Annotated in this window: 30 protein-coding genes and 1 pseudogene; 18 read left to right on the forward strand and 13 right to left on the reverse strand. The window is 56.2% G+C overall.

Annotated elements, in window-relative coordinates:
- Window positions 1-2: 2 nt before the first annotated feature.
- A complete protein-coding gene (gene ribB / locus AC0V6Z_RS11015; RefSeq protein WP_472638535.1) occupies window positions 3-1253 on the reverse strand; it encodes a 3,4-dihydroxy-2-butanone-4-phosphate synthase in 1251 nt (416 codons plus the stop codon).
- A 236-nt stretch (window positions 1254-1489) separates the two neighbouring features.
- Here ribB and AC0V6Z_RS11020 point away from each other — a divergent pair, with 236 nt between their 5' ends.
- The 11 genes from AC0V6Z_RS11020 to AC0V6Z_RS11070 all read left to right on the forward strand — a co-directional run bounded on the left by AC0V6Z_RS11020 (window position 1490) and on the right by AC0V6Z_RS11070 (window position 9498).
- Window positions 1490-2704 carry a class I SAM-dependent methyltransferase gene (locus tag AC0V6Z_RS11020; protein ID WP_472638536.1) on the forward strand — a complete coding sequence of 405 codons (1215 nt, stop codon included), beginning with the start codon at window positions 1490-1492 and terminating at the stop codon, window positions 2702-2704.
- Window positions 2701-3063 (forward strand): hypothetical protein, encoded by a 363-nt coding sequence (locus AC0V6Z_RS11025; RefSeq protein WP_472638537.1) that lies wholly within the window; start codon window positions 2701-2703, stop codon window positions 3061-3063. The genes AC0V6Z_RS11020 and AC0V6Z_RS11025 overlap by 4 nt, the downstream gene beginning before the upstream one ends.
- A gap of 34 nt (window positions 3064-3097) precedes the next feature.
- Complete coding sequence (locus AC0V6Z_RS11030) at window positions 3098-3790, forward strand: hypothetical protein (RefSeq protein ID WP_472638538.1); 693 nt, start codon at window positions 3098-3100, stop codon at window positions 3788-3790.
- Between the two features lie 250 nt (window positions 3791-4040).
- The gene (locus AC0V6Z_RS11035; RefSeq protein WP_472638539.1) at window positions 4041-4286 is read left to right on the forward strand and encodes a DUF1330 domain-containing protein; all 246 of its coding nucleotides are present in this window, start codon (window positions 4041-4043) and stop codon (window positions 4284-4286) included.
- The gene (locus AC0V6Z_RS11040) at window positions 4279-4758 is read left to right on the forward strand and encodes a VOC family protein (protein ID WP_472638540.1); all 480 of its coding nucleotides are present in this window, start codon (window positions 4279-4281) and stop codon (window positions 4756-4758) included. The genes AC0V6Z_RS11035 and AC0V6Z_RS11040 overlap by 8 nt, the downstream gene beginning before the upstream one ends.
- A 5-nt stretch (window positions 4759-4763) precedes the next feature.
- Window positions 4764-5843, forward strand: a complete 1080-nt coding sequence (locus tag AC0V6Z_RS11045) for an NADP-dependent oxidoreductase (protein ID WP_472638541.1) — start codon at window positions 4764-4766, stop codon at window positions 5841-5843.
- Window positions 5840-6295: a VOC family protein gene (locus tag AC0V6Z_RS11050; protein ID WP_472638542.1), complete on the forward strand. Its 456-nt coding sequence runs from the start codon at window positions 5840-5842 to the stop codon at window positions 6293-6295. Before AC0V6Z_RS11045 ends, AC0V6Z_RS11050 begins: the two co-directional genes overlap by 4 nt.
- Window positions 6292-7650 (forward strand): MFS transporter, encoded by a 1359-nt coding sequence (locus AC0V6Z_RS11055; RefSeq protein WP_472638543.1) that lies wholly within the window; start codon window positions 6292-6294, stop codon window positions 7648-7650. Before AC0V6Z_RS11050 ends, AC0V6Z_RS11055 begins: the two co-directional genes overlap by 4 nt.
- Entirely contained in the window at window positions 7647-8003 is a 357-nt protein-coding gene (locus tag AC0V6Z_RS11060; RefSeq protein ID WP_472638544.1) for a putative sulfate exporter family transporter, read from the forward strand. The genes AC0V6Z_RS11055 and AC0V6Z_RS11060 overlap by 4 nt, the downstream gene beginning before the upstream one ends.
- The gene (locus tag AC0V6Z_RS11065; protein WP_472640896.1) at window positions 8003-8710 is read left to right on the forward strand and encodes a YeiH family protein; all 708 of its coding nucleotides are present in this window, start codon (window positions 8003-8005) and stop codon (window positions 8708-8710) included. The genes AC0V6Z_RS11060 and AC0V6Z_RS11065 overlap by 1 nt, the downstream gene beginning before the upstream one ends.
- A complete protein-coding gene (locus tag AC0V6Z_RS11070) occupies window positions 8707-9498 on the forward strand; it encodes an alpha/beta fold hydrolase (RefSeq protein ID WP_472638545.1) in 792 nt (263 codons plus the stop codon). Before AC0V6Z_RS11065 ends, AC0V6Z_RS11070 begins: the two co-directional genes overlap by 4 nt.
- On the opposite strand, the gene AC0V6Z_RS11075 is transcribed toward AC0V6Z_RS11070, so the two are convergent.
- Entirely contained in the window at window positions 9495-9971 is a 477-nt protein-coding gene (locus tag AC0V6Z_RS11075; protein ID WP_472638546.1) for an Lrp/AsnC family transcriptional regulator, read from the reverse strand. The genes AC0V6Z_RS11070 and AC0V6Z_RS11075 overlap by 4 nt on opposite strands.
- Before the next feature lie 113 nt (window positions 9972-10084).
- On the opposite strand from AC0V6Z_RS11075, the gene AC0V6Z_RS11080 reads away from it, so the two are divergent.
- The gene (locus AC0V6Z_RS11080) at window positions 10085-10318 is read left to right on the forward strand and encodes a DUF6356 family protein (protein WP_472638547.1); all 234 of its coding nucleotides are present in this window, start codon (window positions 10085-10087) and stop codon (window positions 10316-10318) included.
- Between the two features lie 23 nt (window positions 10319-10341).
- Here the strand turns inward: AC0V6Z_RS11080 and AC0V6Z_RS11085 are convergent, their stop codons facing one another.
- From AC0V6Z_RS11085 to AC0V6Z_RS11125, 9 genes and pseudogenes are all read right to left on the reverse strand, one after another.
- On the reverse strand, window positions 10342-10965 hold the full coding sequence (locus AC0V6Z_RS11085) for a VOC family protein (protein WP_472638548.1): 624 nt from the start codon (window positions 10963-10965) through the stop codon (window positions 10342-10344).
- A complete protein-coding gene (locus AC0V6Z_RS11090; protein ID WP_472638549.1) occupies window positions 10962-12146 on the reverse strand; it encodes a CaiB/BaiF CoA transferase family protein in 1185 nt (394 codons plus the stop codon). The genes AC0V6Z_RS11085 and AC0V6Z_RS11090 overlap by 4 nt, the downstream gene beginning before the upstream one ends.
- A complete protein-coding gene (locus AC0V6Z_RS11095; protein ID WP_472638550.1) occupies window positions 12143-13063 on the reverse strand; it encodes a hydroxymethylglutaryl-CoA lyase in 921 nt (306 codons plus the stop codon). The genes AC0V6Z_RS11090 and AC0V6Z_RS11095 overlap by 4 nt, the downstream gene beginning before the upstream one ends.
- On the reverse strand, window positions 13060-13680 hold the full coding sequence (leuD, locus tag AC0V6Z_RS11100) for a 3-isopropylmalate dehydratase small subunit (RefSeq protein ID WP_472638551.1): 621 nt from the start codon (window positions 13678-13680) through the stop codon (window positions 13060-13062). Before leuD ends, AC0V6Z_RS11095 begins: the two co-directional genes overlap by 4 nt.
- Window positions 13677-15061 (reverse strand): annotated as a pseudogene (locus AC0V6Z_RS11105) (3-isopropylmalate dehydratase large subunit). Before AC0V6Z_RS11105 ends, leuD begins: the two are co-directional and overlap by 4 nt.
- A 12-nt stretch (window positions 15062-15073) precedes the next feature.
- Complete coding sequence (locus AC0V6Z_RS11110) at window positions 15074-15589, reverse strand: DUF3598 family protein (RefSeq protein ID WP_472638552.1); 516 nt, start codon at window positions 15587-15589, stop codon at window positions 15074-15076.
- Window positions 15586-15951 (reverse strand): hypothetical protein, encoded by a 366-nt coding sequence (locus tag AC0V6Z_RS11115; RefSeq protein ID WP_472638553.1) that lies wholly within the window; start codon window positions 15949-15951, stop codon window positions 15586-15588. The genes AC0V6Z_RS11110 and AC0V6Z_RS11115 overlap by 4 nt, the downstream gene beginning before the upstream one ends.
- Window positions 15926-16489, reverse strand: coding sequence for a hypothetical protein (locus AC0V6Z_RS11120; protein ID WP_472638554.1), 564 nt, complete (start codon window positions 16487-16489; stop codon window positions 15926-15928). The genes AC0V6Z_RS11115 and AC0V6Z_RS11120 overlap by 26 nt, the downstream gene beginning before the upstream one ends.
- Window positions 16461-16865 (reverse strand): alpha/beta fold hydrolase, encoded by a 405-nt coding sequence (locus AC0V6Z_RS11125; RefSeq protein WP_472638555.1) that lies wholly within the window; start codon window positions 16863-16865, stop codon window positions 16461-16463. The genes AC0V6Z_RS11120 and AC0V6Z_RS11125 overlap by 29 nt, the downstream gene beginning before the upstream one ends.
- Before the next feature lie 176 nt (window positions 16866-17041).
- Between AC0V6Z_RS11125 and AC0V6Z_RS11130 the strand changes: the two genes are divergently transcribed.
- From AC0V6Z_RS11130 to AC0V6Z_RS11145, 4 genes are read left to right on the forward strand one after another with little or no spacing between them, the layout of a single operon-like run.
- The gene (locus tag AC0V6Z_RS11130; protein ID WP_472638556.1) at window positions 17042-17725 is read left to right on the forward strand and encodes an isochorismatase family protein; all 684 of its coding nucleotides are present in this window, start codon (window positions 17042-17044) and stop codon (window positions 17723-17725) included.
- Window positions 17725-18621 carry a polysaccharide deacetylase family protein gene (locus AC0V6Z_RS11135; protein WP_472638557.1) on the forward strand — a complete coding sequence of 299 codons (897 nt, stop codon included), beginning with the start codon at window positions 17725-17727 and terminating at the stop codon, window positions 18619-18621. Before AC0V6Z_RS11130 ends, AC0V6Z_RS11135 begins: the two co-directional genes overlap by 1 nt.
- Window positions 18621-19550, forward strand: coding sequence for a polysaccharide deacetylase family protein (locus AC0V6Z_RS11140; RefSeq protein WP_472638558.1), 930 nt, complete (start codon window positions 18621-18623; stop codon window positions 19548-19550). The genes AC0V6Z_RS11135 and AC0V6Z_RS11140 overlap by 1 nt, the downstream gene beginning before the upstream one ends.
- Window positions 19547-20974: an aldehyde dehydrogenase family protein gene (locus AC0V6Z_RS11145; protein WP_472638559.1), complete on the forward strand. Its 1428-nt coding sequence runs from the start codon at window positions 19547-19549 to the stop codon at window positions 20972-20974. Before AC0V6Z_RS11140 ends, AC0V6Z_RS11145 begins: the two co-directional genes overlap by 4 nt.
- Window positions 20975-20990: 16 nt before the next feature.
- Here AC0V6Z_RS11145 and AC0V6Z_RS11150 read toward each other — a convergent pair whose 3' ends face one another.
- Window positions 20991-21713, reverse strand: a complete 723-nt coding sequence (locus AC0V6Z_RS11150; RefSeq protein WP_472638560.1) for a DUF3108 domain-containing protein — start codon at window positions 21711-21713, stop codon at window positions 20991-20993.
- Window positions 21713-22771, reverse strand: coding sequence for a nitrilase-related carbon-nitrogen hydrolase (locus AC0V6Z_RS11155; protein ID WP_472638561.1), 1059 nt, complete (start codon window positions 22769-22771; stop codon window positions 21713-21715). Before AC0V6Z_RS11155 ends, AC0V6Z_RS11150 begins: the two co-directional genes overlap by 1 nt.
- Before the next feature lie 255 nt (window positions 22772-23026).
- On the opposite strand from AC0V6Z_RS11155, the gene AC0V6Z_RS11160 reads away from it, so the two are divergent.
- Window positions 23027-23710: a hypothetical protein gene (locus tag AC0V6Z_RS11160; RefSeq protein WP_472638562.1), complete on the forward strand. Its 684-nt coding sequence runs from the start codon at window positions 23027-23029 to the stop codon at window positions 23708-23710.
- Window positions 23711-23842: 132 nt separating this feature from the next.
- Complete coding sequence (locus AC0V6Z_RS11165; RefSeq protein WP_472638563.1) at window positions 23843-26341, forward strand: TonB-dependent receptor; 2499 nt, start codon at window positions 23843-23845, stop codon at window positions 26339-26341.
- The last annotated feature ends 191 nt before the right edge of the window (window positions 26342-26532 follow it).

Consider the following 26532-nt stretch of genomic DNA (forward strand, 5'->3'; position numbering starts at 1 on the left):
CTTTACTCCGGAATGGGATGGTGCCCGACGATGTTCAGGCCGTAACCCTCGATCGCCACGACGTTGGGCTGTGAATTGGATAGCAGTATCATATCGTCAACGCCCAGATCGGCGAGGATTTGTGACCCGATGCCGACGTTGCGATTGGCCTCATCGGCGGTGTATTCGCCGCTTGATCCGACCCGGCCGGTCAGGATCACGATAATGCCAGAGCCATGCTCGCCAATCGCCTGCATCGCGCGTTGCAAGGTGCGTTTACGCGGGCCAGGCTGGCCCAGCACATCGTCAAACACCGAGATCGGGTGAACGCGGGCGATGGTCGGCTCGCCGGGCTGAATGTGGCCCTTTTGCAAGACGTAGGCTTCGTTTTCAGACACGGTGTTGCGATAGGTAATCATGCGCCACTGCCCGCCATAGTCGGAATCGAACGCGCGTTCGTCCAGTCGCTCAACCAGATGGTCATTGCGCATGCGATAAGCGATGAGGTCGCGGATTGTCCCAATCTTCAGGTCATGCTTGCGGGCGAATGTCACCAGATCATCAAGCCGCGCCATCGAGCCATCGTCGTTCATGATTTCGCAAATCACGCCGCTGGGGTTGAGACCTGCAAGGCGTGAAATGTCCACGGCCGCCTCGGTATGGCCAGCACGCACTAGCACGCCGCCATCGCGAGCGGTCAGAGGGAAGACATGGCCAGGCGTGACGATATCGTCCGGACCCTTGGTCGCATCAATCGCAACCGAGACAGTGCGCGCGCGGTCCGCCGCAGAGATGCCGGTGGTCACGCCTTCTTTCGCCTCGATGGAGATCGTGAAAGCGGTCTGCATGCTTTCCTTATTGTTGCGGCTCATTGGCTCCAGACCCAGTTGATCAACCCGCGCCTTGTCTAGTGAGAGGCAGATGAGGCCGCGTCCGTGCGTCGCCATGAAGTTGATCGCGGCGGGTGTCGCCATTTGCGCCGGGATGATCAGATCGCCTTCGTTCTCGCGGTCTTCATCATCGACGAGGATGTACATCTTGCCATTGCGCGCTTCGTCGATGATCTCTTCGATTCCGACCAGAACAGGGCGCTCATCATTGGCATTAAGGAACGCTTCTAATTTGGTCAGCGTCTCCGTGGTGGGATTCCAGTCCTCATCTGCGCAGTCGCGCAGAGTGTTAGCATGGAGGCCAGCGGCGCGGGCGAGGCTGGCTTTGGTCATCTCGCCATTTTCGACGAGTGTGCGAACGCGTGTGATTGTTGATGTGCTCATATCTGCGAGGTATCACATTTCAATGTGATTGCAAACTCTACTATCTGTCTTTGCCTAATCGCTGCGCCCCCGATCAACAATCCGCATCCACACACGATCGACGATATTCTTTGCCTGGGATCAGTGATGAATTTCAAAAACCGAATTCGGTTTTATGCGTTTTCTGTCTATTGAGGCGTTGACAGCCAGAAGAGCTTGCTTCAAATTTGTCCGGACAAATTATTTAGGATCAAAAGATGTCTTCCGATCTGCCGCCCCCTTATACCGCTCTAACACGCCATCCTATGCTGCCGAAGCCTCAGCATGACGAAGCTGCGCGCTTCAATTTCCTCACTCATTTCAATCGTTATGTCTCCGGTGCCATCGGGGCGGGTAACAAGCTGGCCTATGAAAAGCGTGCTTTGCCCTCGTTCCGCGCAGAGCATGGCCGAGATCCAGAGCATCGCTATGAGATCCGCGATGCAATGAATCAGAATGGCTGGCATCGAACATGGTCCGCGTTGAAACGTAATTCGATGGAGATGCGACAACACAATGGCCGTCAGATCGTGCTTCGCCAGATTGATGAACTCAATGCGTTGGCCAGGCAGTATAATGAGCATTCCAATATGCTTGAGCTCGACCCGGCTATTGAGCAACCACACTACCAGACTGCGGTAGATATTCATTGTCAGCCGGGTGGTTATCACAGCGAAGAAGTGCCTGGCGACGTGACGATGGGTGCCAATTATGATGTTGGCCTGTTTGCGACAACGGGTGGCGCGCTTGGCGGACTTAACGATGGCGGTGGGCAGGCCGTTGTTGAATGGGCCAAGAAAGAGCGTCCAGATTGGTCGCCTAAGCGGATTCTAGATATTGGCTGTACCGTTGGTCACAATGCCGTGCCAATTGCACTGGCTTATCCTGATGCAGAGGTCATCGCCATCGACACTGCTGGCGCGAGCCTGCGATATGCGGCGGCTCGTGCAGCCTCGATGGGTGTGACAAACATCAAATTTGTCCAAGCATCTGGCGAGGATTTATCGCGTTGGACTGACGGTCATTTTGACTGGGTGCAAACCACTATGTTCCTGCACGAGCTGTCCGCCAAGGCGATGCCAAAGCTTTTGGCCGAGGCCCACCGTGTGCTCGCGCCAGGCGGCCTGATCTTCCACATTGAACAACCTCAATACTCTGATGAAATGCCCTTGTTCGAGCAGTTCATGCGCGATTGGGACGCCTTTAATAACAACGAGCCTTTCTGGACCGCGATGCACTCGCAAGACCTTAAGCAGGTGATGGCTGAAGCAGGCTTTGATCGCGAAAATCAATTCACGGTCGGTGTTCGCGCCGTAGTCGATCCAGAGATTTTTCCGCCATCTCCTGACGAGGGTGAGGAAGATTTCGGCCGCGCGGCGATCTGGAACGCCTATGGTGCCTGGAAAGGCGAGACGCAGGCGGTTGCAGCATGAACAATGAAGATTTCGACTGGGTCCTTGCGTCCGGACGCCGAGCCAAAGGTAAACGTCCTGAGTATTTTGAGGACCCCGCGCTCGATCGCCTCTATTCCGTTGTGTTCGCTTTGGCCGCTGAAGTTTCCGCTTTGCGTGAACGGCAAGACACGGTTGAGCGCCTCCTTGAAAAGAACGGCTCGCTAACCCGTGAAGACGTTGAAACTTTCATGCCTACACGCGAAGAAGGTGAAGAACGCGGGCTAGCAACAAAGGCATATGTCTCTCGGATTATGCGCGGCTTCCAGCAAGAAGTCGAAGCGATGGAGGCTGAAGATCCGCCAATCATGGAGATCGTGGATCGGCTTTCAAAGAGCTAACTGAGCCAGCAGTCTGCTGCGAACGGGAGGGGAAATGGAATTCTTGGAATTGCACGAGCTTAGCATTCTGCGCTGGGTGCATATTCTGGCCATGGTCTATTGGCTCGGCGGTGAGTGGGGTGTCTTTCAGACCAGCTATCATGTGACGAACCCGGCGTTGTCGCTCGAAGAGCGCAAACGGCATATGGAAACGGCCTATCGCATCGATATTCTCGCACGCACGGGCATTGTTCTGTTGCTCCCGCTCGGGCTGCATATGGGCAAGCTCTTCGGTTTTGTGCCGATGCTCGATGGATCGGGTGTCTGGTGGATGTGGCTCTTCTTCGCGGCATGGCTGGGGATGACCTGGGGGGCCTTCATCAAGCGCGAAACAGATATTGGCGTCAAAATCTCTCGCACAGAAGAATTGCTGCGCTACCCTTTGATCGCAGCTCTCGTGCTGTTCGGTTTGATGGCGCTGAGTGGCAACGGCCCGATTGAGGTGGGTGAGGGAAATCACTGGTATCCAGCCAAAATGATTATGTATGCTTTTGCCCTTTGCATTGGTTTGTTTCTTCGCCTGGTCATGCGGCGTTGGACCGAGCGATTCAGGATACTCGCAATGGGGCCTGACGCAGAGCAGGAGGCAGCACTGGCAAGGGAAATCGGCCAGGCGCGGATCTCTGCGTATATCTATTGGATAACCATCGCGAGCGTGTGTTTCCTGGGCGCGGTGAAACCGTTCTAAGGCATGGTCTCAAGGAGCAAGCTTCGGATTGGCGAACATTGCGCAGAGCAAGCGCTGAGATAATGCTGCGCGTTGCGACAGGCAATTATGGAGCGCTCGATATTCGGGCCACCGATACCAAGGATGCTGGATGCTATCTGCGCGAAAAGACGCGCTGGCCGAAATAGGAGAATTCTGTGCCTGCTTACATGATCGTTACCGCAAAGATCGCTGACCGCGATGCCTTCATTGAAGGTTACGGTGCCACTGCTTGAGCGCACTGGTCGCAAAGTTCGGCGGTAAATATATCCTACGCGGGCCTGGGGCAGAATTGCTTGAAGGTGATTTTGGGGACGGGGCCTCGATGGTTATTTCCGAATGGCCTGACAAGGCCGCGGCCAAGGCATTTTGGGACAGCCCAGAATATGGCGAAGCGAAGAAGCTTCGCGAAGGAATAGCTGATTGTCAGGTGCTGTTGATCGAGGCAGCAAGCATTAAGGATGCGCTCAATGGTTGATATTATAAAGCGGACCACATTGATGGTGCGTGATGCCGACAAGGCAGCAGATTGGTATGAAAACGTACTCGGCATGAAACGCTGGATGGATGTGCCGTTCACATTGTCGGGCAACCAGCTTGCAGCCGGTAGCAAGGGCGATCAGACCCGCCTGATTATTATGCAGGCAGAACACGACACGATTGGCATGATCGGCCTGCTGGAATGGGTCGATCCCAAGCGGACGGATATTCCATCTGAGGTTCCGACAGAGATCGCTTTCGGCAGCCCGGTTTTCGTTGTCGCTGCCGAGGATTGCCGCGCTACGATTGAACGGGCCAGAGCCCATGGATCGCGCATTCATGCTGAACCCAACGACTGGTCGGTTACCGGCGCAGACGGCAAGGTCAAGGACATGGTCGGCGCAAGTTTGTGGGATCTGGACGGCTATTTCTTTGAGGTAAATCAATTGGTGCGAGTGCATGAAGGGTGAGCCATTTGGCGGTCCTTTCTGCCTTTGATGCACATGCGGACCACATCATAGACGATGATGCCAATTATCAATGGCGTATTGCGCACCGGCCGCAAGGCAATGTCGTGCCCGATGATTTTGCCTGGCATGCGGAGCCAATCCCGGAGCCGGGGGAGGGCGAGGTGCTGCTACGCACGCATTATCTCGGCCTGGCCCCGGTTATGCGGTTTTATATGCAAGGAACAGCGCGGACGGGTGATGCCACACTTGGCCCGGGCGATGTGATTCACGGGCGCGGGGTCGCGCAAGTTGTCAAATCGCGTCACCCGGATTGGCGAGAGGGTGAAGTCGTGCAGGGCCAGATCGGCTGGCAAACCTACAAGGTCAGCAAGATGACCCGGCAAGAAAAATTCTTTCGCATGCCGAACAACGGTCTTCCCGCAGCACTGGGAGCAGGCGTTCTCGGGATGACTGGCCTGTCCGCGCATGCAGGTTTGTTCGCTTGCGGCGATCCGCGTGAAGGCGATCGAATGGTCTTGTCTGGTGCCGCAGGCGGGGTTGGTTCAATGGTCAGCCAAATGGCCGCAAATGTGGTTGGCTGCGATGTTGTAGGCATTGCTGGAGGCGCAGAAAAATGCGCCTTTATCCGGGAGCATGGCTGCCGTGCGGCGATCGATTACAAGGCAGACGATATTGAGGCGAAGCTAGATGAACTGCGCGCCGATGGTATCGATCTCTATTTCGACAATGTCGGTGGGGAGACACTGGAGGCGTGTCTTGAACGTCTGCGCATGCATGCCCGCATTGTATTGTGCGGTTCGATCAGCGAATACACCCGTGAAGAGCCGTTCATGCTATCCAACTACACGCGCCTACGTGCAACCGACAGCGTTATGCGGGGCTTCTTCGTCTACAATCACATTGATCGATGGGATCAAGTAATGGGTGACATTGCAGGCTGGGTTGCCGATGGCCGATTGAAACCTGTGCAAGATATCGAAGAGGGTTTTGGCGCTATGCCACGGGCCCTCGCAAATCTCTATTTTGGCGCCAATGTGGGCGTCCAATGCTGCAGCGTACGCGGCGAACCTAAGGAATGGCTATGAGTGACAAACCTCCCGTCCGATTTCAACGCGGCAATTTTGTTGTTGCCGATCTCGACCGCGCACTGACCTTTTACGAAGGGGTGCTGGGTTTTGAGGTTGAGTATCGTTTGGGCGACAATCCGGACAGTTACTCACGGCCCGTCTTTGCCATTCCGACAGAGGCGACGCTTGGCTTCGTTACTCTTAGCCTGCCTAACCAACAACGTGTCATGGCGTTGACTGAGATTAAGGGAATTGTGCTGGAGCCGGTTCCGCATCCGCGCCGCAATGCCATCGTGTTGGAAACACAAGACCCGGACGCTGTGATGGCTGGTGCGCGAGATCTTGGCCTTACGGTCTATGAGGAGGAAGTGCTCAAGACCGGCGATGGCCGTGTGGGCCGGGAGATTGGGATCGTTGATTTCGACGACAATCTAGTCGTGATCTACAAGATTTTGGGAGCCGACGAGTGAGCGCTGAGGCAGTTGCCCAAGATGGAGCAGAAGTGAACGCTGAGGACAAGCCTTACCCCAGTGCCGTTGCTGGCTGGACGCTCGTCGTCCTGCTAACTCTGGCCTATATCTTCAGCTTCGTTGATCGCTATATTCTTGGTTTGCTGATCGAGCCGATAAAGGCCGAGTTTGGATTGTCGGACAGGGCGATTGGTTGGCTCCTGTCTGCCTTCACAATTGTATATGGTTTCGTCGGCATCTTCATGGGATGGATGATTGACCGCGGGCGGCGTACGTGGATTGTCGCTATCGGCATGGCACTGTGGTCGGCGGCCACCGTGGCAACGGGCACCGCGAAAAGCTTCGCTCAGTTGTTTACGGCTCGCATGGGCGTGGGCGTGGGAGAGGCAACACTTAGCCCTGCTACATTCTCAATGATTGGAGACAGTTTTCCGCCGGAAAAACGCGGTAAGCCGATTGCGTTCTATTCGAGTGCACTACCGATAGGAGCGGGGCTTGCTTCACTGCTATCGGGTGCGGTCATCGCCTGGACGGCGGCCAGCGGCACCCAAAGCTTACCGCTGTTTGGTGAGTTGGAACCGTGGCGTTTTACCCTGATTGTCGTTGGCCTGCCGGGGCTGTTTTTTGCGGCTCTGTTCTTCTTCGTTCGCGAACCAATCAGACGCCCTGCTCAAACGAGCGAAGACGTAATTGCCGGAAACGGGATTGCCGATGCGTTCCGATACATCTTTGATAATTTTGCGCTATATTTTGGTTTCGTGATGGTCGTCTGTTGCATGACTGCGATTGCGTATAGTCAAGGGTTTCTTGCCCCGGTTTTTGAGCGGACTTGGGGATGGTCGCCGCAAACTTATGCGACTTTCAATGGCATTGCGTTGCTGATTATCGGTCCGCTCAACATGATGTTGATGGGCACGATTTCAGACAGCTGGACAACTAAGGGGGTTCCCGATGCGGCCTTGCGTTTGATGTATATCGGGTTTTTCATCATGGTTCCAACGGCAGCTTTGCCGATGTTCATGCCCAGCGCTGAGCTGGCCTTCCTGATATTGTGTGTCAACACTGTGGGGATCGGCATCGTCTCGGCAATCGGTGTCACGGCTTTGCTTGTTATCACGCTGGCTCAAATTCGTGGTCAAGTCGTTGCGCTGTATTATCTCGCGATCAGTTGGTTCGGTTCACTCGGTCCGATTATGGTGGGTGAGTTATCGAGCCTTGTGTTCGGGGAGGATGAGTTACGGCTAGCGGTTGCTACTGTGCCATTCATCTTTGCGATTATCCCACTCGCCATGATGCCAATGACAAGGCGGCTTTATGGTGACCAGATCGCCCGCCTCAATGGAAGTGGCCGATGAAACAGAGCACGCCTGATTTTTATGCGGGCGATCTTTTTGGCGAGCTCTATGAACCGCCAGCGACGGCCAAGCTGCATTTCCTTGATTACCTCCCAGGCCTTGCGGCATGCGGGACGGCATCGTTGGCGGCCGCATGGCTGGCGGAGCATTATGGCTTCCCGATCATTTTGCTCGGACTTCTGATCGGGCTTGCCCTAAGCTTTCTAGCTGAGGTCGAACGGACTGCGCCCGGGCTAGATCTTGCTTCGCGTTACCTGTTGCAGGCAGGACTGGTATTGCTTGGCCTGCAAGTAACATTTGCGCAGGTTGCCGAGCTAGGCTGGCTTGCGTTTGCTCGAGCTTGGTGTTGGTGATGATTGTTACCTTTGCCAGTGCAGTGGTGACCGCAAGAGTGCTCGGCGAACAGCGCGAAACTGGTATTCTGGTCGGCGGCGCAACCGCGATTTGCGGAGCCTCTGCCGCGCTTGCTTTGTACGGAGTGATTGGGAAAGATCGGTTGGACCAGACACGCTTTTCCGTCACCCTTGTTGGGGTGGCTGTGGCTAGCGCTATCGCCATGTCGACATACCCAGCGATCGCGCAATCGGTTGGATTGTCTGATGCGCAGGCGGGATTCCTGATCGGCGCATCCGTGCATGATGCGGCACAGGCCATTGGCGGGGGGTACAGTTATAGCGATGCAGCAGGGGCAAGCGCGACCGTGGTAAAGTTGTCGCGCGTGGCAATGCTGGCGCCGATGGTTGCATTGATCGCATGGTGGATCACGCGGACTGGTAACCCCAAAGCAGAGGGAGCAGCAAAACGGGTCGCGCTGCCGTGGTTCATACCCGTCTTCTTCCTTGTGGTGATCGTAAACAGCTTCGTCGCGGTCCCGGATCAGGCAACCGAAGCGTCGCTCAACCTGTCCAAGGGGTGCCTGCTGCTAGCGGTGACCGCCACGGCGATGCGATCCCGCCTGGAGTTGTTGCTGGACGCGGGGTGGAAAACCCTGGCCCCGGTGGTCGTGGCAACTTTGGTGTCTTTCACATTGTCATTCGCTGTGGCAATATTCTTGACATGATTACCTGCGGCTATCGTAATGGGCCAGATGGCCAAATCCATTTCCGTGAGGCGGGAGAGCAAGGGGGCGCTCCGCCTCTGATCTGCTTGCATCCTGCGCCCTTTAGCGGGCTTGCCTTCACCAATATCTTGCCGCACCTGGCGAAAGATCGCCGAGTGATCGCTCCCGATTTCCCGGGGCACGGGGGATCTCATCCTTTCTCAGCTCAAGCATCCATCGATGACTACGCCAAAGCGATGGCCGCTGTGATCAAGTCCTTGTGTGGGGAAGGGCCGGTTGACCTATTCGGATTTCATACGGGCACGTTAGTCGCGACAGAGCTGTCACTGATCGCTCCAGGCATGGTTCGCCGAATGGTGTTGTGTGATGTTCCAGGGTTTCCGTCAGACACACGGAAAAGTTTTCTGGAAAGCAATGGGACACCGCCTAGTTTTACGACTGATTTGTCTTCGTTGGCCCCAGCTTGGGAGCGCGGCGTTATGCGTAGGATCGAAAGCCAGGGGATGGACCGCAGTTTTGCTATGTTTGTAGAACAACTGCGGCACGGTGAGGCGATGAATGCCGGTTTCCATGCCGGTTTCAGCTACCCGTTGGAGGATCGTCTTGCTCGGGTAAGTGGCGATGTCACTGTATTGGCATCGCAATCGGGCCTGCTTGAGGCAACACGCCGCGCGGCAGGTCTAATCCAGGGGGTAAAGCTGGTGGAACGTCTCAACATAACCCGCGCGGTTCTGGACGAAGCGGCTCCTGTAACAGCGAATGCGGTGCTCGCGATCCTGGATAGTTAAGCCGGGCGGGGCAGGGCGGTGATGTGCTTAATCCGTTCCATTGAGAAGCTGGCACTAACGTCGGACAATCCCGGCACCTTTGCGATCAACCGCTGATAGATACGATCATAGTCACCGATATCGCGAACCTGTAGAACCAGCATATAGTCGATGTCGCCTGCCATCCGGTGACATTCAATTATCTCGTCGATTGCTGCGACGCCTTGCGAAAAAAGCTTCAGCCATTCGCTATCATGGCGATTGATGCGGATCGTGACAAACACCGTCGTGCCGAGCCCAATCTTGTCTGGGTTGAGCAGCGCAACCCTACGATCAATTATGCCCGCGTCCTCCATTCGCTTTATACGCCGCCAACACGGATTGGTGGAGAGGCCCACAGCTTCTCCTATGGCGTGAATAGGCTGCGCGCTATCTCGCTGAAGAATCGCGAGAATTGCCCAATCAAGAGAATCAAGTTCTATATTTTTGTCCATATCCATGAAAGAATACCACAAATCAAGCGTAAGAGAGGTAAATTTGGGAAATATTTTTCGGAAAGGTAGCTTATAAGCCTCGGAACGACGGAAATTTTGGAGAAGCCTGAGCCATGAAACGTTTTTTTACCGAGCACCCAGAATCGGTGGGCGAAAACTATTGGCAGCACTTGCGGCATGCTTGCGGGTTCGGCGTTCGAATGATTTTGGGCGGCTTTGCATGCGTGCTTCACGGCTTGCTGCCGTTCCTATTCGTGAAAACGGGTAGCAAACAGATCGAAACGTTGCATGGGAAGATGGTGATCGGCCGCAGCAAACTGCCGCAGCCGATCGACTTTGTTATTTGAGATCGTGATCCTGGCCTGCGCCGTTAGTTCAACAACTGGTTGATCTCGACCGCGACGCCATTGGGCTCAAACACGTTGCATCCCCGCACATTGATATCGGGCCTTCCATCGCGGCCTGGATAGACTTGCAGGCGGGTTGGACCAGTCATGGTCACCCCCTCCAACTTAACCGCCGCCTCACATGTCGCTTCCGCATCATCAGTGTTTACCACCAGAAATGCAGTTCCCGGCGCGAGGCGCTTCGCATATGGCTCGTCATTGCCTTCAAGCACAGGATCGAACGGGTGTAGCAATCCGATCCAGCCGATATACGGATCATTACCGTTGAGCAGCACCAATCGAGCCTTTGCGCCCGGTTCACCAACAGGTAAATTCACGCCCGACAATTCCACAACGGTGTCATAGTTGACTTCGAGGCCCAGCACGTCGCGGTAGAATTCGAGGCTGCGCTCCATATCGCGCACGACGATTGAAGCGCGGCGGATATCAGTGGGGAGGCGTCCATCAATCGCAACCCCCTCCATCGCGCGATTGGCGGCTTGCGCTGATCCTTTCTCTTGCTCTTGCTCTTCCGATTGCGGTGCCGCGTTGCATCCCGCAATCATCGTTGCAACCGTAGCCAATATGGCTAATTTCATCTTTCTCATTGGTTCTTCCCTACTGCTCCGCTTTCAAAAAGCTCAGATATTTTTTCCTGGCTATAACCGAGCCCTGCCAGGACTTCGGCTCGATCCGCACCAGCCTTTGGCAGTTGCTGAGGTGCGCCAATTCGTTTGCCGTTCATTTCCAGCGGAATGGTTGGCAGGCGTACCTCGGTGCCATTGTCGAGCGTCACATCTTCCAGTCCACCCTGATTGAGATGCGGATCGTCAAACATGTCTTCAGGCTTGCCGATTGGCGCGAAGGGAAGGCCGCTGCCATCAAGCTTACCGATCACTTCTGCGGCGGTCATCCCGCCGATCAGAGTGCGGATTTGCGGCAGGATCTGATCGCGGGCCTGAACGCGGGCATTGTTCTCACGCAGTGTCTCATCAGCCCACAGATCATCGAGGCCGAACAGCTTGCAGAATTTCTCCCACAGCGCGTCGGTCACTACGCCGATGAAGACCGGCTCGTCCTTCGTCTCAAACACATCGTAAATCGCCCAGGCGGATACGCGCGCGGGCATCGGGGCGGCGGGCGTGCCGGTGACGGCGTATTGCGCCATATGCTGGCCTACGAGGTAGATCGTCGTTTCAAACAAGCTGGCGGTGACTTTTTGTCCCTTACCAGTGCGGTGGCGTTGCTCCAGCGCAGCAAGAATACCGATCACGCCGAACATTCCGCCAGTCACGTCGATCACGCTGGCGCCAGCGCGGGTTGGCTTGCCCGGCTGACCGGTCATGTAGGCAAGCCCGCCCATCATTTGCGCGACTTCATCCAGCGCGGTGCGGTTTTCATAGGGGCCGGGGAGGAAGCCCTTCTCGCTGCAATAGATTAGACCGGGATTGTCTGCTGAGCATTCCTCATAGCTGAGACCAAGCCGGTCGAGCGCACCTGGGCGGAAGTTTTCGACCAGCACGTCAGCCTTCGCGATCAGGTCTTTGGCAACGGCGATGCCGTCTGCGTTTTTGAGATCAAGGCAGATCGATTGCTTACCGCGATTGTACATCGGGAAATAGCCGGAGCCGGAGCCGATCAAACGGCGTGTGCGGTCTCCGCCAATCGGTTCTACCCTAACGACTTCTGCACCCAATCCAGCCAGAATATGACCCACCGTTGGCCCCATCACCATGTGGGTGAATTCGATAACGGTGATCCCGGCAAGAGGCTGCGGAGAATCGCTCATGCGGCGGCCCTTTCTTTGTAATCCAGCATTGGTCCGGCATCGGGCGTGAAGCCATAGAGCGGCTCGCCCGGCAGTGCCTCTTCGACAATGCTGCGCACTTTGAGCAGCGCCTCCAAATCAATCCCGGTCTTGCAACCCATGGAATTGAGCATCAGCACAAGGTCTTCGGTAACAAGATTGCCGGAGGCGCCGGGGGCGAACGGGCAACCGCCAAGGCCGCCCAGCGAGGAATCAAACGTGGTGATGCCTTCTTCCAGACCCGCGACGACATTGGCGAGGCCCAGCCCGCGCGTGTTGTGCAGATGCAAGGTGGTGAGCATGTCATCGCCGATCGCTGCTTTCACTTTGCGGGTTAGGCGGCGGACCTGTGCAGGATCGGCATAGCCGGTGGTGTCGGACAGGCTGAATTCCATTGCGCCTGCTTCCGCGGCTTGCTCAGCCAGACGCACGACCTGATCTTCGCTGACGGCGCCTTCCATGGTGCAGCCGAATGCCGTGGAGAGGCCGACGGCAAAGTGGATGTCGTGATCTCGGGCGATGGCGGTGGCTGCGCGGATTTCCTCCAACATGGCCGGGTGGTCTTTGCGCACGTTCTTGATCGAATGCGTCTCACTCATCGAAAACGGGATGCTCATGCCATCAACCCCGGCATCGGCAGCAAACTGCGCGCCCTTGGCATTGGGTACGAGGGTGACGACGGTGAGACCGTCGATACCTTTGGCAAAAGCGACAAGCTCTGGCGTGTCGGCCATTTGCGGGAGCAGTTTGGGCGGGACGAAACTACCCACTTCGATTTCCTTGACCCCGGCAGCGGCCTCGGCAGCGATCCAGCGTTTCTTCGCCTCCAGCGGCATGACCCGATCAATCGATTGCAGGCCGTCACGTGGGCCCACTTCGGAGATAAGGATATCGGTCATGTTGAATGCTCCAGATAGATCCACGGGCGCGCGGCTTTGTCGCTGACGGTCCAGTTCGTGATCGCTTGCGCTTGGGTCAAAGTCAGGTCAATCGCATCGAGCCCCTCGGTCAGCATTTGCTTGGCCTCGACATCGATCTCGAAGGAATAAGTGGCATCGCCGCAATCAGCGGTTTGCGCGGCCAGATCGACAATGATCTCGCGCCCGGTCAAGACTGTAAGCACGCTGCGTTCTAACGTGATTGGCAAGACGAAATTGCGGATGCAATTGCCATAGAAAATCGGTGCGAAGCTTTCTGCGATTACTACCTTGATACCGTATTCAGCGAGGGCCCAAACGGCGTGTTCACGGCTCGATCCGCATCCGAAGTTCGCGCCGCATAACAAGATGGAAGCGTCACGAAATTCTGGTTGATTGAGCACGAAATCCGGATTCTCGATGCGCGCATCCGCATCGGAATAACGCCACGGTGCGAACAGCCCGTCGGCGAGGCCAGTGCGGCCGGTGCTGCGCATTTCGCGGCTTGGGATGATCGCATCGGTATCGACATTGTCGCGCAATGCGCCTGCATCCAGCGGGGCTGCAATGCCGGTGAGGGGCTGAGGAAAGGCGCTCATGCGGCGGCTTCCTCTTGGCGCATGTATTCGCGCGGATCAGCGATCGCTCCCGCGAGGGCGCTGGCGGCGACGGTTTCGGGCGAGGCGATGTGTGTCTTGATGCCGGGGCCTTGGCGCCCTTCGAAATTGCGATTGGTGCTGCTGATTGTTCGGCTGCCTTCAGGAAAGCCTTCTCCGCCTGCGTAAAAGCACAAGCTACAGCCGCTCATGCGCCATTCAAAGCCTGCGGCAAGGAACACTTTGTCCAGCCCTTCGGCTTCCGCTTGGCGTTTGACCGAGAGGGAGCCGGGGACAACCATCGCCTTTTTAATCGAGGGCGCAATCGTGCGCCCATCAAGCAGCCGAGCGGCGCGGCGAAGGTCGGAAATTCGGCTGTTTGTGCAACTGCCGATGAAGGCCACATCGATTGGCGTTCCCGCCAATGGCGCGCCAGCATCCAGCCCAGTGTATTCATGCGTACGGGCCGGGCCATGCGGGACCTTGCCATCGACCGGGATCGTGTGTTCGGGACTGGTACCCCAACTAACCATTGGCGCAATTGCGCCCGCGTCGATCACAATCTCTTGATCGAATTCCGCATCCTCATCGCTCTTCAACGCAGCCCAATAGGGATCATCGAAATACGCCGGGGCATAGGTGCGTCCGGCGAGATATTCATAGGTCTTAGTATCAGGCGCGATCAGGCCGGTCATTGCGCTAAACTCGGTTGCCATGTTGCAGAGTGTCATGCGTGCTTCCATGTCGAGTCCGCGCACTGTTTCGCTTAAGCAAATTCCACCACATGACCCGCGCCGCCGCCTGCGCCATATGAAGCGATCAGCGTCAGGATCATATCCTTTGCCGTCACCCCAGATTGCAGCGTCCCATCAAAGGTGACGCGCATCGTCTTGGGCTTTTCCAGTCGCAAAGTGCCGGTGACCATTGCGTGCTCTGCCTCAGACGAACCGATGCCCCATGCGAGCGCGCCGAAGGCCCCTTGTGTGCAAGTGTGACTGTCAGGCGCAACCAGCGTGACACCGGGCAGGACAATGCCCTGCTCAGGCGAGATCACATGGACGATCCCCTGATCGCGGTCGTTGACATCAAACAGAGTGATCCCAGCCGCTCTGCAAGCGGCGCGGGTCTCTGTGATGAAGCCTTCACCGCCTTGCATCAGAGTGCCGTCACCGCGTCCGGGCCTGGTATCGACGATGTGATCCATGACGGCAAAGACACGCGCCGGATCGCGCACTGCACGGTTCATTTCAGCCATGCGCTTAAGCGCCGCTGCCCCGGTGCGCTCGTGCAGGAACACGCGATCAATCGCGATTAAGGTAGAGCCGCCTGCGGTTTGTGCGGCCGCATGCGTTTCCCATATCTTTTCAAACAGCGTGTGTCCCATGATGGCTTTCTATCAGGCGGAAACCGTGGCCTTCATCTCTGCATCAATGGCGCGCCAGTCCTTCGTCACGAAGCTTTCTTGAATTGCCGTGCGTGTTTCAAGCGCGCCGTTGCGGATCCAGTGCCACGTGCGGCAGCGGCTTTGACCATCATCGGAAATTTGGATTTGTTCGTAGAGGTAGAGGGACGGATCGCCAGTGCGCTGCCAGTAAAGCATCATGGTGCGGTTATATTCATCGAGTGGGACCTCTGCAGCCCAGCCCTGGATCAGTTCGTTGTCCCACCAAATGCGACCTTCACGATAAGTCGCTGGGAATTCGCGCACCTCGGTTTTGCCATCCGCCCAAGTGTAGTGATTGGTTTGATGATAGGGGACGTTGTCTTCGCCCGTCATCCGGCACAACAGGCGGCTGGCGTGCTGATCGATCATCTCATCTTGCGCATTGAAATAGGTGTATGTGCCGTCCCAAACGCCTTCGTGACGGGCGAGCAGAGGCATGTTTGCGGAAAACTCAGCGTAAGTCGTCAATTGGGAGCTCCATCATTATCAATCAGTGTTTGGTGCCAGCGACTTGCCGCGTCGCCGGCGCGAATTCGCGCGATGGCGCGGGCGTGAAGGGCGTGTGGTTCCAGTCCGGCAGGATCAAGTGTAGTGGCATGGGCAGCATTGGCTTCATACCAGGGGTCAAAAAACTGCTCAGCGCGGGCCGCCCCCCAGGCGCGTTGCAAATGAAGGCCAAATCGGTCTGGCGTCATGTCCGGGTAAAGTTGAGCGGGGTCGCCTTGTGGCGGATCGGGCCACAGAATTTCGCTGGCGACTAGCGCCTCAGCAGCAGCCTTAATTGTGCCGCGTATGTCTGCAAAATCACTCGATTGTCCATGGCCAGGCACATCGATAGCAATGTCGCTCTGGGCTAAGCTCGGCCATTTCGCCTGCCGGGCCGTGCAGCAACAGTCTACCGCCGCCTGAGGTGGCATCAGCGCGGCGCCAATGGATCAAACCGTCGCCAATTTGCAGCCAACCTTCGTTGTTATCTTCGGCTAGCTGCGGGCATTCTTCATTTCCGGCGTTGGCCAGCAGGAATGCAAGGCTTCGGGTTTGATGGTCATCAGGCGTTGTGACTTTCTCTGCCTTCCAGCCTGCTGGGATATCGCCCAGTCGATCAATATGCGCCTGCAATGGATCGCCATCATAGGCTGTGATCAGACACGGCGGTACGGCAGCGTCGGCGGCTGGTATGTCGCGCGGCGCGCGCAGCACCGCCCCATAACCAGCTTTATAATCATTACCCGCATCGAGCATTTCAGCGACGGCTTGGTTGACGCGCGCAATGTCTGCATGCGCGACCGAAAGTCGCGCCTCTTCACGTCGATCAAACCAGGGGAAGATCCAGCTTTGCTCAAGCATCCGGTTCCATAGCCAGGTCAAGTGCTCGCCATAGTCGGACGGGTGCCATTCGGGCAGATATTGCTCCCCGAAGATCTCGCATCTCTTCCGCCGTCCAGATCGCGTAGCCACCGATCGCGAGGGAGGAGAACAAATCAGGGCGGCGTTTTAAGGCGGTGACCAAGATAATTCCGCCGGAATGAAAACCGTAGGCCGCACACCGCTTCACCCCGAGCACTTGTAGAAATTCCGTCAATGCATCGGCGAAGTCGTCGATTTCAGGATTACCCTGTAGCGGTTCGGATTGACCAAAGCCGGGCGTGTCTGGCGCGATACAGGTGAAGCTGTCGCTCCATTTTTTCATCAGCGCGTCATACTCAGCGCTGGAGCGTGGGCTCTGATGCACCATCAGCAGCATTGGCCCATCGCCGCAACGACGATAGTGTACCCGCCTTGCGGGACGTGATCCTGAGGCGGGGATCGTGAGGATATGGCGCGTTATAACAGTCAATAATTTGTCCGGACAAATTTTACTCGACAAGCCTCTAAGCGTGTTTATTACCGTCTGTCAAAGAGGAATCGAAAGGTATCTTTATGAGCAAACTGATTGGTACCAAGATGGTCGAAGATGGGAAAAGCGCCCGTCAGCTCTTCGAAGAGGTCATGGCCAATCCCGCGCGCAAGAAGTTCGGCTTTGGCGAAAAACTGGCGATTGTGAACGTTGATGTGCAGCAGGCCTACACCCGTACCGACATGTTCAAGACTGCTTATGAGACAGATCCTAAGCAGATCGATTACATTAATCAGATCAGCCGCTTGGCTCGTGCGAAAGGCATGCCGGTAATCTGGAGCCGGGTGGCGTATAAAGGCGATGCGGCGGATGCCGGTGTTTGGGGCACGCGCACCGATACCGAGGACAGCCTGCAGAACATCAAATATGACAGTGAGCGCCACGCCTATGACCCGCGCTGCGACGTTCACCAAGATGACCTACAGTATACCAAGCGGATGCCGAGCAGCTTTTTTGAAAGCCCGCTGGCTAGCTATCTGACCTTTCACAAAGTTGACACGGTTGTTGTGACCGGCGGCTCAACCAGCGGTTGTGTGCGGGCGACAGCGGTGGATTCGCTGTCTTACGGATACCGCACGATTGTCCCGATTGAGACCTGCGCTGACAAACACGCAAGTTATCACTTTGCGAATTTGACCGACCTTCAGTTGAAATATGCCGATGTTGAGCCGGTCCAGGCCGTCATCGATTGGCTGGAGGCGCGCTGATGCATGAAGGCGCGGCCGACCCGGGACTCTACGATTATCACCCCTATAACGCACGACCAAAAATCGCTTGGCCAGAGGGTAAAAGTTGCGCGGTATGGGTCGCGCCCAATCTTGAATATTACGAAATTGATCCGCCTTCGAACCCGCACCGCAAGAGCTGGCCCAAGGCGCATCCTGATGTTGTCGGCTATTCCTATCGCGATCATTCCAACCGGGTCAGCCATTGGCGCATGGCCGATGTGATGAGCCGCCACGGCTTTCCCGGATCGGTCAGCCTGTCGGTCGCTTTGTGCGATCACCATCCCGAAGTCGTCGCGGACGGAGTGGAGCGCGGCTGGGAGTTCTTCAGCCACGGGATTTATAACACGCGCTATTCCTACGGCATGTCAGAGCGCCAAGAACGCGCGATCATTGAAGATTCTATTGAGACGGTTGAGCGCGCAACCGGACAGCGCATCCGCGGTTGGCTCGCACCCGCGTTGACGCATACGCCGCGCACGCTGGATCTGCTGGCGGAATATGATTTCCACTACACGTGTGATCTTTATCATGATGATCAGGTGCAAGAGGTGAAGGTCGCCAAGGGTGCGCTTACCTCAATCCCCTACAGCCTAGAGGTGAACGACCACTATGGTTTCAATGTCTACGGCATGTCAGGCCGCGAATATGCCGATTGCCTGATCCAGCAATATGAGCGTTTGGCCGAGGAAGGCGAGCGGACCGGCTCTGGCACAGTGATGTGCGTGCCGCTGCACGCGTATTTGATTGGGCAGCCGCACCGGATTGGTCCGTTTGAAGAGGCTTTGGCGCATATCGCAGCCGATCACCGCTGTTGGAAAGCGCGCGCTGGCGAGATTGTGGATGCATGGCGAGCGCAAGTGGGGAGGGCCGCGTAATGAGCTTGCCCGATAATTACACCGCCTATCCTCGCCGCGCCGAGGGATATGACCACGATTATTACGGCTGGTCGAACATGCATGACCGCGCGCCTGTTGCATGGCCGGATGGCAAATCGGTTGCGGTGTGGCTGTGTGTCAGCCTCGAATGGTTTCCGATTACGCCAGAGGACAAGCCCTTTCGTGCGCCCGGCCATATGGTCACGCCCTATCCCGATTATCGCCATTACACCGTGCGTGATTACGGCAACCGTGTCGGCGTATTCCGCATGTTGGAGGCGTTTAAGACGGCCGGGGTCAAGGCGAGTTTTGCGGTTAATGCTGCGGTGGCAGAACGCTATGCAGAGCTGATCGAGGCGGTGCTGGCCGATGGTCATGAGATAATTGCGCATTCGACCGATATGAACGGCACGATCACCAGTGATGTGGCGGAAGCCGATGAGCGCTCGCTTATCGCAGACAGCCTTGCACGACTGGAGGCGGCAAGCGGTGTGAAGCCTAAGGGCTGGCTGTCGATTGCTCGCTCGCAAAGCTGGCGCACCGCCGATATACTTGCGGAGCATGGCCTAAGTTACACCTGCGACTGGGTGAATGATGAGCTGCCTTATCGCTTCAAGAATGGGCTGGTGAATCTGCCGCTCAATACAGAGCTGTCCGACCGTATGATCATCGCCACCCAGCAGCACTCCGCAGAGGGCTGGGCGCAGATGATGCGGGATGCGTTCGATTGGCTCGCGGCGGAAGCGTGCGGTACGGCCTATACCAAAGGGGGCGGGCGGATGCTGCCGATCCACATCACGCCCTATATCATCGGTCAGCCATTCCGGATCGGCGCGTTGGAACAATTGCTCGCCGACTTGAGCGGCCGCGCGGAAGCGTGGATCGCGCCAGGGGCAGATATTGTGTCCGTATGGGAAGAACAGCAATGACAATGATGAGCGCGCGCAACCCCCGCACCGGCGAATTGGATTACGAATTCGTCGTCAGCTCGCGAGCTGACATTGCTGCCGAAGCGGCGCGGTTGAGAGCTGCGCAACCCGCATGGGAGGCGCTGGGCCCTGAAGGGCGCGCGCAGGTTTTGTTGCGCTTTGCAGATGCGGTTGAAGCCGCGGCGCCGCAGCTGGCAGAGGCGCTTGCCATCGACACGGGACGCCATGCGATCGCTGCGATTGAGGTGGATGGCCTGGCGCGATCCTTGCGCCGCTGGGCAGAGCGCGGGCCAGCACTGATCGCGGGGTTGGATCGCGAAGCGAAACCGTCTGCTTCGCCTGGCTTCGAAATCCGCGCGGACTATACTGCTTTTCCGCTTTTCGGAGCGATCGCGCCGTGGAATTTCCCGATAGTCTTGAGCCATATTGATGCAGTACCTGCTCTGATGGCTGGCTGCGCTGCGCTTGTGAAACCGTCTGAGGTCACGCCGCGTTTTGTGGAGCCTATGCTGGAGGTGCTCGCTCAGGTGCCAGAGCTCCCGCTCGCTTATGTTATGGGCGGCGCGGACGTTGGCCAGGCCTTGATCGAAGAAGTCGACTATATCTGCTTCACAGGGTCCACTGCGACTGGGAAGAAGGTGGCTGAGGCCGCCGCGCGTCAATTGATCCCGGCCAATCTGGAATTGGGCGGGAAAGATCCAATGATCGTCACCGCCAATGCAGACCCGGAATGGGCCGCGCGCATCGCGCTGCGCAGCTCGATTGTGGCCACGGGGCAGGCATGTCAATCGATCGAACGCATCTTTGTGGCGCGAGAGATCGCCGAGCCATTTCTGGCTGCGCTAGCTGACGCTGCGAAGGCGGTCGAAATCACTTTCCCCGATCCCAGGCAGGGCCATATCGGCCCCTTCATTTTTCCCTCACAAGGGCAAAAAGTGCAGGAGCAGATCGACGATGCCCTTGCCAGGGGCGCCCGAGTTCTTTCCGGCGGACGAGTAGAAAACTTGGACGGGGGCGTTTATTTGCGCCCCACGGTCATGGCCGATGTGTCATCGGATATGGCGGTAATGCAGGAGGAGACATTTGGACCGGTTCTGCCTGTCACTGTCTTTGACGATCTTGAGCAGGCTGTCGTGCAGGCCAACAACACCGACTATGGTCTCTCTGCGGCGGTTCTCGCAGGTTCGACAGCCGAAGCCGCCGAAATCGGCATGCAATTAGAGGCAGGCGCAATTAGCCTTCAAGACGGGGCGCTAACCAGCATGGTCTCGGATGCGACCAACCATTCGCGCAAAGCCTCTGGATTGGGACCAAGCCGGATGGGCGATGAATGCCTGCTGCGATTTTTGCGTCGCCGGGCGATAATTATCCAGACCGGCGAAGCACTACCAATTGATGCATACCGTGAAGGGCAAAATAGTTGAGTAATCTTGCAGTAAACTACCGCTCCAATTCGACCAGTTCGTAGCGGTTCATCATATATCCGTCGATCGATCCATAGACGAGAACGTGATCCTCATCTGCTGTTACCCACATATCGTAATCCGGGTGCCGCGTGCCGCCCATTCCGTCATCGGTTTCATCGACATAGCGAAAATGGTGGCACTGAAATGTCCCCGCCTCCACGCTCTTTTGCTCTTCGCCGACATATTCCATTGCCATCTCAAGCGTGGCAATTTGCGGAGCGGTCGCGCCGCGATGATCGGGTGAGGGGAGGAAGAAGCGAAACTTGCGTTTGTGCGGACCCTTGCTGACATCCATCAGACGCGTGGTGAACCCGTCGCTAACAATCGGATGCGTGCCGAATGCATCGAATTCGCCTGCTTCGCGTGTTTCCGAATTGCGCCCAATTGACGGACCAGAACTCTCGCAAATGATCTGACGACTTCGCTGATCATATTGCATCCATCCTGACCCGAGAAACTTGTCGCCCAACGTCAGATGCACCAGCAAGTTGTGTGGCTTACCATCAGGACCGATGTGATAAGTAATGTCGCGCAGTACGGTGGGATCCGGTTCTTCAATCTCGCATTGTGCACGCATGATCACAGAGCCATCGCCGTGGTGCGAGAAGGCGAACCACTCGCGTCCGCGTTCTTGCCCCTCCATGCCGGGTTTGACGGATGAATAGCGGATTTTCCCGCGGATATTGCGATGCTGCATTAGATCACTCCTGCATTGCTAAGGCGTTCGATTACTTCCTCTTGCGCTCGCTTGAAGTAGTCGCGGTCTGGGATCGCTGGTGAGCCGCTCTCCATCATCCCGTTGGCCCTATGAAATGCCTCTGCGCTGGCGGCATAGGCATCTGCGAATAGGCCAGGGCGCTGGCGGGCGAGCGAATTGAGCATGGCGGGCGTACGGCGAGCCGCACGCAAAGCAGCAAGGTCAATCGCCGCGAATGCCGTGAATGTCTCTCCGTCGCCAGCTTGTGATAATAGTTTGCCGCGGAAGTCGACCACGCGGCTGTTCCCGTCTGCACTGGCGAGCGGTAAGCCAGTGCCCGCAATCCCTGCCGTATTGGCGGAAACGACGTAGGCCATATTTTCAAAAGCGCGCGCTTGTTTGGCAATATCCTTTGGTGTGGCGAGCGGCGATCCGATCTCTGAAGATGAATGCGCGAACACTTCTGCTCCGCGCATGGCCAGCACTCTTGCGATTTCGGGATAGAGAATTTCTTCACTCGCAATTGCCGCTATGCGGCCAATTTCTGTCTCAGCAACAGGAAACACCGCGTCAATGCCATAGCGGTCGAGATAGGCGTCCCATACGTCATGCGGGCTGGGTGCAAACATTGACAACAGGCGACGGTAACGCAGCACAGTGTCTCCGTTTGGTGCGACGAGGAAGCTGGTTTGGAAATAGAATTCGGGAAAGGCCGCATCGCGTTCATAGGCATTGCCCGAAATGAATATGCCTAGTCGCTGTGCGACGCCGCCTAGCGCCTCATATTCTGGACCGCCGGCATCCCACGCAGCCTTGGCCGCAAAATCCGGGAGTGAAATCCGGCCTGGATAGGATGTGAAAAGATATTCGGGCAGGACCGCCAGTCTGACGGGAACCCCGGCATATTGCGCAATAAAGATCGACGAGGTTCTGATCTGTGTCTCGATCTCGCTGATATGCGCCAGCATAGCTGTGCGTGCTGCATCATCATCCAATGGCTCGACCGCGCGTGCGGTCAATTGCATGGCTACGGCGGCATAGGGTGCAGGTGTTGTCATGGTGGCCATCTCTAGCGCCAAATTTGGGTCAAGCGAACCGGGATTCTTTTGCTCACGCGGGTCAAGTGCAACCTTGGCGGCCTTAATGCATTGGATTCGCGAGTGATTCCGGAGGCGACGCTTACTTATGGGGTGGAAAACTTGTCCAGACAACTCTGGTCTGTTGAGTAACTTTCGACTATTTGCATAGGTGAATTTTCCATCTCTTATGCGTGCGTGCTTCCCGGCATGTGCTGGGATTAGGCGGAGTAACCAGTGGACCTTTCGATTACGCCCTACGCAGTTCTCGTATACGTGCATTTGCTTTTGTTTGTGCTCTGGCTTGGCGCCGATGTCGGGGTTTTCCTGCTTGGACAGCACTTTCGCAAACGGACCGAATATTCTTTGGATCAACGGGTCGCGCTGCTCAAACTATTGGTGCTCGTCGATATGACCCCGCGCAGCGCATGGGCGTTGATGGTGCCGCTGTCACTCAGTGTCGTCGACGCCGGGAATTGGTGGGATGTACCACCACTGCTTCTATGGGGTGCGTGGGCAGTGGGATTGTTCTGGCTTTGGCTGGTGTGGGATTCTCACTGGCATGATCAGACCCCACGAGCGGTGCGCAACAGGCGTGTTGAGGGTTGGCTTCGGTGGGTTGTCGGCGCTTTCTACCTTTGGCTTGGAGGGCAGAGCCTATTGCTAGATGCGCCGCTTCAGCCAGACTGGCTGGGTTGGAAAGCATTATTGTTTGGCGCCATTTTTGTGGCCGCCATCATGATTGATGTGACCTTCAAGCCGGTTGGCAAGCAATTGACCGCCGTTCTTGAAGAAGGTTCAAGCGATGCGACGGAGATCCCGTTGCTCAGAACGATGAACAAAACGCGGGTCTGGGTCTGGGCTGTTTACCTGCTGCTTCTTGTCACGGCCTTTCTCGGGAACGTCAAACCGTTGCATTGAGGCAACAGGAATGTGACTCAGGTTGCGCGATCAGGGCGGTGGGTAAATTTGTCTGGACAAATTTGTCTGGACAAATATTCTCTTGATATAGCGCCTAGGGGATTGGGCCTGCTTGTTTAGGGAGAAACGTAAATGAAACGCATGGTGAAGTCTGCTCTGTTGGCAGCGACGATGATCACGCCTGTTGCGGCATTCGCACAAGATAATGATGCCGCTGCTAGTGAAGAAGGCTTTATGGATGGCAACGTCATCATCGTTACCGCACGTAAGAAAGAAGAGACACTTCTCGATGCGCCGTTGGCCGTGTCTGTCCTAGGCCAGGAAGAGCTTGAGCAAGGCGGCTTCACCGACATCACCGAAATCACCAAGGCAACTCCCGGTGCCTTTGTCGAACCGAGCGGTAACAACGTGAACGGTCCAGCGCGTATCAACAGCACGCCTCGGTTTCGCGGTATCTCTGTTTTGAGTGGAGACCGGCTACAGCAGACAGCAACCGTATTCCTTGATGGCGTCTATCTTAGCGGCGGTATTGAGACCATCGGCGTTAACGAACTTCAGCGCGTCGAGGTGATTAAGGGACCGCAATCGAGCCTGTTCGGACGCAATACCTTTGCGGGCGCAATCAACTATGTGACGAAAGACCCAAGCGACGAATTCCGCGCGGATCTCGACTTGACCCTCGCCACACGCGATGAATATCGGATTGCAGGCGGCATCGAAGGGCCAATCCTTGATGGACTGAGTTTTCGTGTCGGCGGTAGCTTTGACACCAAAGACGGTCATTTCGACAATGCTGCAGTAGAAGGCCAGCGACTGGGCGATCAGGAACAATGGTCAGTCAACGGAACGCTGCTGATCGAACCGTCATCGGCCTTTCGCTTGAAACTTCGCGGTTCTTATCAAGAGATTGACGATGGTCCGGCTGCGGCGGCGGCATTTTTCGGTACTGCACAGCACAATTTTGGCGGCTTCCTGATCAATCCTGATGGGTCGGTGGATCTGACCGACAGCAGCCAGCCAGCCTTTGGTTCGCGTACTGAATCTGTGTTTCGTGGCCAAATCACCCAGCCACCATTGGCGGCGATTGGGCAAAACTCTGGGCCGGACGCGGTTGCTCAGTTTCTTGGCTTCTTGGATGATGCACGCTCTGATCCGAGCGATGCAATTTTTGACTTCAAATACAATCCGACGACGGTCGACGATTTTGGCCTGAATCTCGATTCTATTCGCCTCAGTGCGCAGGGCTCAATTGCATTGAGCGACAACATCGAATTCAATTTCCTTGCGGGATATAACGAGGAGCAATTCGGGTTTTATACAGACTTTGATCTCACACCGGATGTTTCGTTCACTAGTTTCTCGGCTCGTGAAACGACCGATCTAACACTGGAAGGGCGGTTCCAAGGGAGCTTCCTGGAGGATCGGCTCACGCTCATCGCTGGCGCGAGTTATGTCGATATCGACATTGAAGAATTGGGGGGCACAGCGAACTTCTTCTCTTTCCCAATCTTCTTTGGGGACATTTTCCGCGAGACCCCGTTTGTCTCTGGTGCGGAGACGATCGGTGTCTTTGGCTTGATCGATTATGAGATCAGTGATCAGTTTTCGATCACACTCGAAGGTCGTTATCAAGAAGACGAGATCTTTGAAGACGAGGCCAATCTGGGGCTTACAGACCCTATTTCGCCAGCGACCATCTCGAACTTTCTGCCACGCGCTACATTGCGGTATCAGCCGTCGAGCCTGACCACCATTTACTTGACCTATAGTGAGGGCAACCTGCCAGGTGGTTTTAATGCGGAAATTGCCCAACTGGATGATGTGCAGCTTGCAGAGCTGGCTGCGCTTGCACCGGATGCGTCCGTTGTATTCGGCGAAGAGAAGTTGCGGAACTACGAGTTTGGGTGGAAGCAACAATCAGCTGATGGACGGATCGCGGTTAATCTCGCGGCGTTTTATATGAGGCGCAGCGACGAGATATTTAACTCGATCGAGGTTGTAACCGATACCACTCCGATGGCTCCAAATCCTCAGCGGACGGTGAACTTCATCTCCAACGGGGCGACGACCGATATTTATGGCGTAGAACTGGATGCAGCTATCCAAATCACCGACCAATTCTCGGTGAAGGGTTCATTCGCCTATATTGATGCGACAATTGCCAGCTTCCCAGAAGGCGCGGGCAGCGGGGATTTCGGCGATATCTTTGGCGCAGATGCCGATATTTCGGGTCAGGAGGCACCACGCTTTCCTCCGATATCACTGTCACTAGGTACGCTGTTTGAAGACAATTTTGACGGGCTGGGTGACATGCTTGATACCTGGTTCATCAGAAGTGATCTGTTCTTCACCGGTGAGTACTTTATCAGCAATGCCAATGTGGCGACTGTCGAACCAGCAACGGATATCAATGTTCGTGCAGGTTTGAGAGGCGAGAACCTTGGTATTGAGTTCTTTGTGACCAATCTCTTGGATGAAGATGCCCCGACTTCTGCACAAAACTTTGCTGATACGAGCTTCGGCACGCGTACCTTGCCAGGCGGTTTCTTCAACTTTGGCCGGGAGGGTGCTCGTGTGATTTTGCGGGATCGCCGTCAGTTCGGCATCCGGTTGAATTACACGTTCCGGTAACGCCGCCTTTGTGTTGTCATAAACGGCAAGAACCTTATCGATGAGGTGCACTAACGCTTGGTTAGCTGCACCTCATCGAACCACATGCCGACCATGGCCGCCGCATTGATGCGACCGTTCGTTATCAATTCTGGTCGCGTTTTGAGGCGGTAAGGTTGAAAGAGATTTTGGGGAGGGCTCAGCATGTCGCT

This window comes from Erythrobacter sp. SN6-5, assembly GCF_057364945.1.